This is a genomic window from Mammaliicoccus sp. P-M59 (assembly GCF_022386135.1).
GTDB lineage: Bacteria > Bacillota > Bacilli > Staphylococcales > Staphylococcaceae > Mammaliicoccus > Mammaliicoccus sciuri_A.
The window spans coordinates 180194-193205 of the sequence record NZ_JAJNJJ010000002.1 but is presented as its reverse complement, the minus strand read 5'-3'; the positions used below and the strand labels follow the sequence as shown (position 1 = coordinate 193205).

Here is a 13012-nt window from a genome sequence, read left to right as displayed (position 1 = left end):
AAATTCATATTTCACCCGAGTTACTTTGCAACAATTATGTAAAATTACTTGATAAGATATAAGTAGTAAATATTATAGGAGTGATTCGGATGATTAAGTATAGTGAATTTGAAGGCAAAACGGTTCTGATTACAGGTGCGTCTTCGGGTATTGGTAAGGCTACTGCTTTAAAATTTGCTGAAAATGGTGCCAATATTGTGATTGGTGATGTCGATGAACGTTCTGAACAAACGGTTCAAGAAATCAAAGACAAAAATAGTAATGCCATTTTCGTAAAAACAGATGTTTCACAACCTGACCAAGTGAAAAATTTAGTCGATAAAGCAGTTGAAACATTTGGCAGTTTAGATCATGCATTTAATAACGCGGGTATTCTAAATAAACCAAATAAATTTGCTGATATCGATGTAGAAACTTTTGATAAAGTATTAGATGTAGACGTTAAAGGTGTCTTCTTATCTATGAAATATGAAATTCCACAAATGCTTGAAAACGGTGGAACAATTGTAAACACAGCTTCTGTAGCTGGATTGATTGCAGACCCAGAAATGGGACCATATGTTGCAGCTAAACATGCTGTAGTCGGTATGACAAAATCAGCAGGATTCGATTACGGTGAAAGTGGCGTTAGAATTAATGCAATTGCACCAGGTCTAACAGAAACAGAAATGACAAAATCTTGGAAAGACGATCCAGAGAAATGGCAACAAATGATATCAGGCGTCCCAATGGCTAAAGCAGCACAACCAGAAGATATCGCAGAAATGGTATTATTCCTATCTTCAGACGCAGCCAAATTTATGACAGCCCAAGTTTATCTCGCAGACGGCGGACAAACAGCACACTAAATGAAGTTGAATATATTGATTAAATGACAGAAGTCTCGTTAAGAGGCTTCTTTTTTTGTGGATCTTTATATAGAGAAATTACTAAGAAAATAATTAAAAGAATTGCAAAAGTGTAATTTGTATTAAAAAGTTTTAAATCATTTAAAGTACATGAACTTATTTGGATAAATATTACAAATTATTTTTCTATTGTAGTATTTGCTGATTACATTTCACGAAGAGAGTATTTTGAACTGAGAAAGGCTGAGTATTGCACGCTATGAAACTGGAGAATACATAATCATTCATTAATTAAAGTAAATAATTTTTGATGCTATAGATATAAAATTTATATAATGATTAACGCTATATCAATATAATCTATTAGTATATGTATATTATATGATAATTAAAGATTTAATTATTAATTTTTGTTGATTTGGAAATTTTTACATAGATGTCCATTGATAATGATTATCAGTTGATGTATCATAATCCTGTAAGATTCTAAAAATAATAACAAATGACACGAGGAGTGGATGTTTTATTGAATAAATATTTGATCGACAACCATAATGAATTTGATAAATCTATTATTTTATTTCCATTTGCAGGCGGTGGATCCAATAATTTTTATATGAATAAAATTTAAAGTTTTGGTATTTTCATATGAATTATTTGTTAATGAAATATACATAGAAATGAAATTTCATTTAAAAAACATATTCATGGTAAAACCTATGAATATAAAAAAATTTAATTATTAAAACGTAATGACTACGTTTATCAATGAAGGCGATTTTAGATTTTTCCTCAAATAGAAATATCATGACATCATATAAATTTTATTCATAAAGTAAATACTCATATTAAAACAAACAATATAGATACAGATTTCTAGTTTAGAGACCCTTAATTAAGAAAGCATATATTGTAACGAGGAGGGATTAAGTGAATTTAGGTCAATGTGAATATCCATATAGAAAGTTATTTCGACCGCACGTTTTAGTCGTTTATACCCATTTAAGCTATTTACCTAAAATATCATATGATAAGTTGTCGTTGCATTTTACAACATTTGAAAAAGAAAAACTCAACTTATATAAAGACGAGCGTGCAAAATATGAATACGCTTATTCGCATTTCCTATTAAGAGAGATTATAAAAAATGAATTTCATATGTCATACGATATATTAACATTTAATTTTCCAGAACGTGATAAACCATTTAGCGATAAACTAAACTTTAATTTATCACATAGTCACGGTTATTTAGCTTTCATTTTTAGTAGAAATTTGGATGTTGGTATAGATGTACAGAAGCATGTGTACTTAAGTGAGAATGATCTACTTTCTATTACAGAAACATTATTTTCTGAAAGAGATTATAAGCTAATAGAAATTGCATCTAATAAATTGGAGGAGTTCTATAAGATTTGGACCCAAAAAGAATCATATGGTAAGGCAATAGGAAAAGGATTATTATATCCGACAAAAAACGTGTTTGTAGATTCAATTCAGAATATAGTTATTGATCTTAATCATCATCAACCATTGGGCTGGAATTGTGAAACAGTACATATTCGTAAAGAAGCAACAGTTTCATTTGCTTACCAAAAAACACGGAAGGAGGATGTGTAATTTATTAACTAAGTTACATACTGAGACTATGAAGAATAAAAATCTAACTAAACTTACAAAGATCATGGGGAATTATGTTTATCTGTTTTATGCTTCTATCGCAATATCTATCATTTCAAGTGTAGTGAGTCTTGGCGCTTATTTGAATGTTTATTATGTAGTGAAGGAAATGTTGACTGCTAAAAATGGATTAACTGAGCCAGTTGTTGACAATATGACGCAGTATGGTTGGAATGCAGTATTATATGTGTCGATAGCTTTTGGTTTATATGGTCTTGCACTTTTATTGTCACATATAGTTGCTTTTAACACAGTAGCGAAATATAGAATTCAACTCATTTATCACATGAAATCATTACCGTTAGGATATTTTCAAAAGCATCAAACTGGTAAATTGAGAAAACTTGTAGAAAAAAATACAGAAGAAGTTGAACATTACATAGCCCATCAAGTGCCTGATATGGCACAAGCACTTACGACACCTATAGCGTTTTTAGTACTTATTTTTATTTTTGATTGGAGATTATCACTTGTTTGTCTCATACCGGTCATCATTGGATTTATGTTGCTACGCTTTATGATGGGTGGAGAAAGTGAAAAATTCCTGGAACAATATCAAGCAGCATCTACTAGTATGGGTAATGATGTTGTGGAATATGTTCGAGGTATTTCTGTTGTAAAAGTATTTGGACAAACAGTATTTTCATTTAAAGTCTTTAACAAGGCTATAGAGAATTATCGAGATTTTACTATAAAATACGCACTTTCAATGAGAAATGCGATGAGTGGTTATATCGTTTGTGTTTATGGAATATTTGCATTCTTAATTCCAGCTGCAATTATCTTATTTAATTATAAATATAATCAAGTTGATATGTTATTAAGTTATATATTCTTTGCGATTTTCACACCTTTAGTTGCATTTATGTTAATGCGAATTATGGAAAGTTCGTATAAAGCAATGATTATTTTTAATGCAATGGATAATTTAGAATCAACTATTTATAGCGCACAACCTCTACCTACACGTAATAGCTTAAGAATAGACGAAAACTACGACGTAAAATTTGAAAATGTAACATTTACTTATGAAGGTATGACTAATCAAGCCATTCATGAATTAACATTTAAAAGCCTTTCAAACTCTGTCACAGCTATAGTTGGACCCTCTGGAAGTGGGAAATCGACGATATTTAATTTGATTACACGATTTTATGATATTGACGAAGGCAACGTAACCATTGGAGGTATTGATGTACGTGATTTAGAATATGATGATTTAATGTCAAATATTAGTTATGTATTTCAAGAAACAAAATTATTTAAGATGAGTTTGCTTGAAAACATTAGATTTTATCGACCTGATGCAAGTATTGAAGAGGTAGAACGTGCAGTAGACCAAGCACAGTGTCGTGAAATTATAAACAAAATGCCTCAAGGTTTAGAGACAGTATTTGGAACGAAAGGTGTATACCTTTCAGGAGGAGAAATTCAACGTATTGCAATTGCTCGTGCAATATTAAAAGATGCTCCAATTGTACTATTAGATGAAGCTACCGCTTTTAGTGATGCAGAAAATGAATACAAAATACAAAAAGCATTAAATTCAGTAATGAAAGGTAAGACGGTATTAATGATTGCGCATCGACTATCCACAATAACTCATGCGGATCAAATATTAGTAATGGATGCTGGATCTCTTGTCGAAAGAGGAAAACATGATGAGCTGATTGCACTAGATGGTGTCTATGCCAAGATGTATCGAAATTATCAAGAAAGTGTGAGCTGGAAGATAGGAGTGACAGGATGAATATTCAGCAATTATTTTCATTAACTCAACAAGGTAAGAAAGACTTATATAAAACGACGTTCTTAACAACATTACATCAAATCTCAGTTGTGTTGCCCATTATTTTATTAGTCATGTTGGCTGAGGATATGATTAAACACATTCAAGAGTCACAAGAAGAACCCATTCTACTTTGGGGCTATTTAATTGCTTGTATTATCCTATTAGCCATAATCTTTGTTATTTATTTAGTAACGTACCAACAAATGTATATTAATTCTGGGACAGAATCAGCGAAAATGCGATTGAGAATGGCCGAGAAGTTTCGTAAATTGCCACTATCATATTTAGGAGAAAAAGATTTAAGTGATTTTACAAGTACATTGATGGATGATGTTTCTGTTATAGAGAAACAGTTAACAAGTGATTTTGCAAACTTAGTGTCTGGTATTCTATCTAGTGGTTTTATTACAGTGATATTGGCATTTTATAATTGGCAGATGGCTTTAGCACTCTTCCTATGTATGCCTGTTTCTTTACTTTTTATTATACTTTCGAAATTTGTTACAACACCAACTAATAAGAAAAATAGACAACTCAAACTAAATATTTCTGAAAGTTTGCAAGAGTTCTTTGAGAATATCAAAGTGATTAAATCTTCCAGTCAAAAAGAACAATATATTCAAAAATTAACACATACAATTAAATCTGTAATTCCATGGGCAGTCCTATATGAAGTTCTAGTAGGGATCTTTATCTCTATCTCTTATAACATTTTAAGAGTTGGTTTAGGTATCGTTGTTCTACTTGGAACTTATCTATTAGTACAACAACAGTTGACGGTACTTGGATTTATACTATTTATCTTTGTAGCAGTACGTATTTATGACCCCTTAACGAATTCGTTATACAAAATTGGTGAATTTATTTATTCACTTGTTAGTGCAAGGCGCATTAAAAATATCTTTGAGATTGAAGAACAAGGTGGTTCTTCAAATGTTGAATTAACAAAATTTGATATCGAGTTCCGAAATGTTGCTTTTGGTTATAACGATAAAGAAGTTATCCATGGCGTTTCTTTTACTGCAAAGCAAGGTGAAATCACGGCTTTAGTCGGTCCATCTGGTTGTGGTAAGAGTACATTGGCTAAATTGTCAGCACGCTTTTGGGATACCCATAGTGGAGAAATTTTAATTGATGGTCATAATATTAATGAAATTCATCCAGAAAAATTATTATCTTATTATTCCATTGTATTCCAAGATGTCATCCTTTTTAACGATACAGTATTTAATAACATAAAGGTTGGTAATAGTAATGCAACGGATGAGGAAGTTTATCAAGCTGCCGCAATGGCAAATTGTACGGACTTTATTACACGTTTACCAGATGGATTTGAAACCGTAATTGGAGAGAATGGACAAACTCTATCTGGAGGTGAGCGTCAACGTTTATCGATTGCGAGAGCTTTCTTGAAACAAGCACCAATCGTATTGTTAGATGAAGCGACTGCATCACTCGATCCTGAAAATGAAATATTGATTCAAAATGCTATAAGTGAATTAATTAAAGATAAAACCGTCATGGTAATTGCACATCGTCTTAAAACGATTGAACACTGTGATCAAATTGTAGTACTTAAAGAAGGAAGAATAGAAGAAAAAGGAAAACATGAACAATTGATGGCAAATGAGCATTTATACCATCATCTTGTATCCCTTCAACGTAAAAGTGGTGATTGGCAAGTAAATGAAGTATAAACATAAAATCATAGGAGAATGATCATGAGCAAGAAAACCATTGGGATTATTGGTAGATATGGGACAGTAGGTGAACAGTTAGTTGAATTATTAAAGAATCAATATCACATAATAGCAACATATTATTCAGAAAAACGAAAGGAAACTGATGTATATGTAGATATAAATTGCCCAAGTACTATGAGTTCTTTTGTAAAAAAGTGTGATGTAGTGGTGAATTGTGCAGGTCCTTCTTATATAGTTAGCGCTCGACTTAGTGAGTGGATGAATAAACATAGTATGCCTTATATTGATTTGTTTGGTGGCGATATTTTAGAGAAGGCAATAAACCAATTACCGATTGACGTACCACATATTATAAATGCAGGTTCACAACCTGGTTTATCTGGTCTGATGGTATTATGGATGGCTCAAAAATTTGAGGCAAAAAACTCTGAAATAAAAATATATCAAGGTGGTAACGAATCAGGAGGAACAAATGCCTTGTTGGATATTTTGTTAAGTACAAAAGAAGGTTATGGTAAATCCAATTATTATATTAAAAATGGCAAGGCCATAGTCGATGAAATTAACGAAGAACATTATTTTAAAGATAATCAACATGCTTTAGCTCAGCTCTATTTTACTAAAGAGCTCGAACGCATTTTAAAGAATATACCTTTTACTACGATAAAATCATATATGCTGTTTAAGGATAAAATGAGCAAACAACTGTTAATGAATGGTTATGGAATAATCAATCAACACAATTTATCTAAGCAACAGAAGTTGACCCGTATTCGAAATCTTATGACTAAGTATCAAACCATTGGACAACAATGGTTTGTACTTCGAATGGAAGCTAATGATAACAAGTATAAGTATGTTCTTACGATAAAAGATAAAAATAGTCACAAGCTTACAGCTTTAATCGCTGCACTTTGTGTAGAAAAAATTGTTAATGAGAAGTTGAGAACAGGATGTTACTGGGCTTGTGATATTTTAAATCCAAATAAAGTTATAGAGCGACTCAAATTAGAAAATATTGATATTGAAGAGTATGTTGAAGAAATAGCTGGAAGGATGGAGGAAGGTGAAATATGAAGAAAAAAACAAAAATATTAGTTTGTGGCACGACATTTGGCCAAGTATATCTCGAAGGCATTCAATCGCACTCTGATTATGAACTCGTTGGTATCTTATCAACAGGAAGCAAACAGTCACTTCATTGCAGCCAACGTTATGAGGTACCGCTTTATACAGATATAACACAAATAGATGTTAAAAATGTTGACATTGTATGTGTCGTGGTACGTTCCTCTATCGTAGGGGGTAAAGGTACGACAATAGCTAAACAATTTCTAGAAAAAGGTATACCTGTATTACAAGAGCAGCCTGTGCATGCAGAAGATATGCTTGATTGTTTAAAAACGGCTAAAACTCATAAATGTGTATACATGGTTAATACATTTTATCCTCATATTGAAACGGTTAATCATTTTATCAATTGTGCTCAAAAAATTAAAGATCAAAGTAAATTAATCCATATAGATGCAGTATGTAGTGTGCAAGTTTTATATCCATTGTTAGACATTTTGAATCAAAGTATAGGCGGATTGAGTCCTTTTCGTGTCAACAAACAAACATACAAAAACGGTTTGTTTACAACAGTTAGTGGAGATATCAAGGAGATATCCTACGATATTAAGATTCAAAACCAATTGGATGCGAATAATCCGGATAATTTCTTTCATTTACTACATAAAATAGATATTTATTATGAAGGTGGTCGCTTGAGTTTAAGTGATACCCATCGATATTGCACTTGGTACCCAAGAGTATTTATTCCTAATGATGAGCAAGGTAATTTGAATTTATATACTGATAATGCATTTTTGAAATTGCCAGTAAGTGAAAATGACTATAACAAAAATCAGAATATTTCATATCAAAAGGTTTATGAGAAACTTTGGCCTGAAGCTATCAAAAGTGCTTTGATAGAATTTGAAAAAGGTATGCTCGATTCCAAAAAGACATTGCAATATCTACAACAACTTCTTTCTCTTTGTCAATTATGGAAAGAAATTGGCCAACGTATTGGACCCATAGAGTATATTGAAGGTTCAAAAATCAACCCACTAAGTATAGGTGGATTAATTAAGAAGGAGAGATAGCATGGAAGTTCAGCAATTAATCAAGTCATTTGAAGAACAAGGTATTTTGCTTTGGATAGATGGAGAAAAATTAAAATACAGAGCACCAAAAGATAGTTTACAGCAACAACATCTACAACAATTAAAAGCACATAAATCTGAAATTATCGATTATCTTAAATCGGTTTCAAAATTAATTCATCATGAAGGTGAACGCTATGAACCTTTTCCCCTTACATCTATGCAAAAAGCATATGCTATCGGTAGGAATTTAGATCAAGAGTTAGGGGGTGTGGGCTGCAAGAGTTACGTAGAGATTAAAATGCCAAATTTATCACCAGAAAAATTTGAAACATGTTGGCATAAATTAATAAATCAACATGATATTTTAAGTACTATTGTAACTGCAGAATATGTTCATAATTACGTAGATATTAAAGAAATGCCATCACTCAAGGTTAATGATTTAAGACAACAAGATATAGAGGTTGCACATCGAATATTTTTGGATAAACGAAATGAGTTACAAAGAATGAATTTTAATATAGATGCATGGCCGCTTCATCATTTTGAGTTATCTTTATTTGAAGATTTCACTATCGTTCATTTTGTTATAGATATGATTATAGCGGACTTTACAAGTGTACATCAAATTATGAATGAACTAATGAAACTATATTATGATGAACAATCTTCTGAAGAATTATTTACTTTTCGTGATGTTTTAATCTTTGAACAAGCAAAACAAGATGATCCTAGAGAACAACAGTTATATTTAAGAGATAGAGATTACTGGATGAATAAAATAAGTGAAATGCCTATACAACCAGAACTTCCTGTACAAGTAGAAACATTTAATAATAAATCAGTTTCATTTACTCGTCATCCGTTTTCTATTGTTTCTTCGCAATGGTCAGATTTTAAAGATAAATGCAAAAAGTTTAATGTAACACCTTCTAATGCAGTGTTAACAATTTATAGAGACTTAATACAACAAAATTCTTTGAATGATTCATTTGCTATCAATATTACTTTAATGAATCGACACGAATACAGTGAAAATATAGATCAAGTTATTGGAGATTTTACTTCAGTAAATGTTTTAGATACTTCTTCTGAAAAGGAAACTTTTAAAGAGAGAGTAATACAAATACAAAAAGAGTTATTCGCTAATTTAGATCATAAACGATTTAATGGTATTGAAGTATTAAGAGAACTTTCAAGACATCATGGTATGAACGTTATTATACCTGTGGTTTACACTAGCACATTAGGTATGGAGAAAAATAGTAAGCAGTTTAACATTGAGTATGGAGTGAGTGAGACTCCACAAGTACTAATTGATTGTCAAGTATTTGAGGCAGATGGTGTATTTGAATGTAACTTGGATGTTAGAGATAAGGCGTTTGAGGATGTATTTATAGAAGATTTTGTTGATCAGTTCAAATTTCTACTTAGCAAGTTAGCAGAAGACGAGTCGCTTTGGCATAGTCATGATTTATTGGAAAAGCCGTTGTTAGACCAGTCTCTAGTAGAACATCACCAACATAAAATACATTTAACAGATATTGATAATAGAATGACGGAGTTAATAAATGTAGATAAATCATACACGGTAGAAATAGAAAATGATACAGAATCACACCTTAAAACCTATCTTAAACCTAGTGAAAAAGCGTATAAATTTAATGATAAAACATGCTCAAAATTACGTGAGCATTTACAAAATGTGAGCAAAAATACTTTTAAAAATATAGATTCAGATGTTTTTAAAACGTGGAAAAATTTGTCGGAAATTACTTCTTTAGTCGATATGTTAGAAGTTTTTCGCTCATCTAATATTTTTAATGAAGTCGGAAATTATATATATGAAGCAGAGTTAATACAACAATTAAATGTATCTGAAAAATTTGTTGACACAGTAAAAAGATGGCTAACAGCCCTCTGCAAAGAATTCTATATTGTTAAAAATGAGCAAAAATATGCTTTAACTTATTTAGGTGAATCACATATTTTAAAGCGAAATGAGTATTGGCAAGCGTTTGAACAAGTGGAAGAAGAATTAAATTATAGTAGAACATTATTCGATTATCAAAAAGAATCGAGTAACCAATTACTTGCACAGATACAAGATAAAGTTAACGGGTTAAATCTTTTCTTTCCACAAGGAACCACAGACATAGCAATGGCTGCATATAATAAAAATTTGGTCAATAAAGGCTTAAATAGCATTGTGAAAGAAGCAGTAAAACAATTGTGTAATGGTCAAACTGACCCAGTTCATATACTTGAAGTAGGTGGAGGGGTAGCAGCTACTACTATAGATGTCCTACCAGTATTGGAAAGTATAAAATTTAAGTATGATTTCACTGATGTTTCACAATATTTTTTGAATCATGGCAAAAAAATATTGAGCGAATATAACAATATCAATTATAAATTGTTTGATATTAATAAGTCATACACGCAACAAGGTTTTGAAAAACAACACTATGATATGATTTTGTGTCCGAACGTGCTACATAATTCAGAACATGCATTACTTGTGCTTAATCAGTTAAATGACTTACTTAAACCAAATGGTTATTTAATTATGATTGAAGCAACCACAGAATCATATTCTTTAATGACTTCTTTAGAATTAAAAGGAGGACTGGATCATTTTAAAGATATACGAAAAGATACGAATGAAACATTTTTTAGTCGTGAACAGTGGCATAGTTTACTAGAAGAATCTCACTTTAAACCTATTGCAATACTACCTGAAAAAAGTGAAGTGATGTACGAAAGCGGCCAAAGTGTACTAGTCAGTCAGAGTATGAGTCCTTCTTTAGCAGTTTTAGAAGAGGAAGTCACAAAAGAAATCATGTACTGGCCAAAATATATGCATGCAGATGTTATTGAGGTTACAAATCAAATTCCGAAAGATGAATCAACGAGAAGTTTATGGGTTAAAAAACTTCAAGAAGCGGGTTCGAAAAATTTGATTTCTCAAGAAATTTCTCAACCCAAATCTCAGCTTGAAAGCTCATTGTTAAATATTTTAAAAGTATTGTTAGAAAGAGACGACATCGGAGTAAATGATAATTTTTATCAAGTCGGGGGTGATTCATTACTTGTTGCGAAATGGATTACAGAAGTGCAGTCCAGCATTGATTCGCTTTCAGTGTTTAGCTTTGAAGAATTAATGAAGGCTTTTGCTAAAAAACCTACTGTTCATGGCTTTGCAAATACATTAAACCAGTATGAAACATCTAAAGAAATAATCGCAGCACAAGAAAATAATTATAGCCATAATCACTTATACTTAAAAGCTCTTCACACTACAGATGACGAGCCAAAAGTAATTAAAGCGCTATTTCATGCAGGGACTGGCCGTTTGTTAGATTATAATTATATACTTCCTTATTTAATTGATGAGAGTCAAAATAACGAACATATTTATGGATTTACATATGGTGATGTTTCTGAATATGTAAGTCATCCTTATAAAAATTTAGTTGAACTTTTAGCTTATAAATATGCCAAAGCATTGATGGAATTAGATGCAGATGAATATGAATTGTATGGATACTGTGTAGGTGGTTTTTTAGCAATAGAAACAGCAAAAATTCTTTTAGAAAATGGAAAAAATGTTAAACCTATCAACTTAATTAGCTCTCATTTGTGTTTACATCATGTAAGTAATTCATTATTAATGGAAACTGCTTTTGCAAGTATTATAGGAGCGGATTTAGCGAAATCTGGATATAGTTTTTCTTTTGAAGAATTGACTCAATCGTTAAGCTCATTAGTTCAAGGAGAGGCAAGAGATATAAGTGATGAAGAATTATTTAGCCTAGAGGAAGATGAATGTTTTCAAAATGTTGGTACAGCATATCGTAAATTAAACGAACTATCACAACATGAAAGATTAAAAAGAATCTATAACAGTATACCAGAACATAACTTTAATGGAACAAACAATACTTTTGAAAAATTAGTGGAACTTTATGAAGTGTTTAACCACACATATCTAGGAATGATTCACTATATACCTGAAACATATCTGGGTGACGTTAATGTGTTTGAACCTAAGGAATATGTTACAGATTTCTATCCAAAAACTAAAGAAGATGTGAGTTGGACAAGTTTTGTGTTAGGAGACATTGTAATGATGGAAGTAGAAGGGAATCATGCAACTTGTTTAGATTATAATCATACCAATAGTTTAGTGGAGGCAATTCAAAATTTGGGGAAAGGGGTTAAATAATGAAGGTCAGTCATATTTTATATAAGGTAGATGATTTACAAAAAGCAGTTCAAGATTTTAGAAACCAAGGTTTTACTGTAGAATACGGCAAAAAAAAGAACCCATACAATGCTTTGATTTACTTTGAGGAAGGGCCTTATATTGAATTGATTTACGATATGAACATGCCGATATTGATTCAAAGGTTATTAAGGTTTTTTGGTCAAAGCCAATTTGTAGAAAGTATTATGTCACAAAAAAAGGAAGATGAAGGATATATAAGATTGGCGTTTGAAGCGGAATTAAATGAATTTAAAAGTTTAAGGAAAAAATATAAACAGTGGGAATATCGTTCTATTGTTGTACCAGTAAAAAGAAAAGACTATCATCAATACTTATTGAAATGTAAATGTATATTCCCATATGACTCTAAACTACCATTTGTTAAATCACCGTTTAAAACGACAAGAATTTTTTCTCCAAATCATAAAAATAATATTAAATGTATTAAGCATATTACTTACAAAGTAGATCCTGAGCAATATGATCTTGTCAATTCAATGAATTCGGATTCTTTATTGGATGTTTCTAAAGGAGACTTTGAAATTAACGTTGAATTTTAAGAAAGTAAT

At 31.2% G+C, this 13012-nt stretch carries 8 protein-coding genes; all 8 read left to right on the top strand.

Annotated elements, in window-relative coordinates; translation table 11 throughout:
* Nucleotides 1-89 precede the first annotated feature (89 nt).
* The 8 genes from LQ617_RS05900 to LQ617_RS05865 all read left to right on the top strand — a co-directional run bounded on the left by LQ617_RS05900 (nucleotide 90) and on the right by LQ617_RS05865 (nucleotide 13003).
* A complete protein-coding gene (locus LQ617_RS05900) occupies nucleotides 90-848 on the top strand; it encodes an SDR family NAD(P)-dependent oxidoreductase (protein WP_126477139.1) in 759 nt (252 codons plus the stop codon).
* Between the two features lie 930 nt (nucleotides 849-1778).
* Complete coding sequence (locus LQ617_RS05895) at nucleotides 1779-2468, top strand: 4'-phosphopantetheinyl transferase family protein (RefSeq protein ID WP_239739923.1); 690 nt, start codon at nucleotides 1779-1781, stop codon at nucleotides 2466-2468.
* A gap of 28 nt (nucleotides 2469-2496) precedes the next feature.
* A complete protein-coding gene (locus LQ617_RS05890) occupies nucleotides 2497-4278 on the top strand; it encodes an ABC transporter ATP-binding protein (RefSeq protein ID WP_239739921.1) in 1782 nt (593 codons plus the stop codon).
* Nucleotides 4275-6017: an ABC transporter ATP-binding protein gene (locus LQ617_RS05885; RefSeq protein WP_239739919.1), complete on the top strand. Its 1743-nt coding sequence runs from the start codon at nucleotides 4275-4277 to the stop codon at nucleotides 6015-6017. Before LQ617_RS05890 ends, LQ617_RS05885 begins: the two co-directional genes overlap by 4 nt.
* A 24-nt stretch (nucleotides 6018-6041) precedes the next feature.
* Nucleotides 6042-7100 (top strand): hypothetical protein, encoded by a 1059-nt coding sequence (locus LQ617_RS05880; RefSeq protein ID WP_239739917.1) that lies wholly within the window; start codon nucleotides 6042-6044, stop codon nucleotides 7098-7100.
* Nucleotides 7097-8170: a Gfo/Idh/MocA family oxidoreductase gene (locus LQ617_RS05875; protein ID WP_239739915.1), complete on the top strand. Its 1074-nt coding sequence runs from the start codon at nucleotides 7097-7099 to the stop codon at nucleotides 8168-8170. Before LQ617_RS05880 ends, LQ617_RS05875 begins: the two co-directional genes overlap by 4 nt.
* A 1-nt stretch (nucleotide 8171) precedes the next feature.
* Nucleotides 8172-12401: a condensation domain-containing protein gene (locus tag LQ617_RS05870; RefSeq protein WP_239739914.1), complete on the top strand. Its 4230-nt coding sequence runs from the start codon at nucleotides 8172-8174 to the stop codon at nucleotides 12399-12401.
* Nucleotides 12401-13003, top strand: a complete 603-nt coding sequence (locus tag LQ617_RS05865; protein ID WP_239739913.1) for a VOC family protein — start codon at nucleotides 12401-12403, stop codon at nucleotides 13001-13003. The genes LQ617_RS05870 and LQ617_RS05865 overlap by 1 nt, the downstream gene beginning before the upstream one ends.
* Nucleotides 13004-13012 lie beyond the last annotated feature (9 nt).

What these genes read in the sequence shown, in the direction of transcription:
- LQ617_RS05900 (WP_126477139.1), top strand. Translation starts at nt 90, where the DNA reads ATGATTAAGTATAGTGAATTTGAAGGCAAAACGGTTCTGATTACAGGT.
- LQ617_RS05890 (WP_239739921.1), top strand. Translation starts at nt 2,497, where the DNA reads ATGAAGAATAAAAATCTAACTAAACTTACAAAGATCATGGGGAATTAT.
- LQ617_RS05885 (WP_239739919.1), top strand. Translation starts at nt 4,275, where the DNA reads ATGAATATTCAGCAATTATTTTCATTAACTCAACAAGGTAAGAAAGAC.
- LQ617_RS05880 (WP_239739917.1), top strand. Translation starts at nt 6,042, where the DNA reads ATGAGCAAGAAAACCATTGGGATTATTGGTAGATATGGGACAGTAGGT.
- LQ617_RS05875 (WP_239739915.1), top strand. Translation starts at nt 7,097, where the DNA reads ATGAAGAAAAAAACAAAAATATTAGTTTGTGGCACGACATTTGGCCAA.
- LQ617_RS05870 (WP_239739914.1), top strand. Translation starts at nt 8,172, where the DNA reads ATGGAAGTTCAGCAATTAATCAAGTCATTTGAAGAACAAGGTATTTTG.
- LQ617_RS05865 (WP_239739913.1), top strand. Translation starts at nt 12,401, where the DNA reads ATGAAGGTCAGTCATATTTTATATAAGGTAGATGATTTACAAAAAGCA.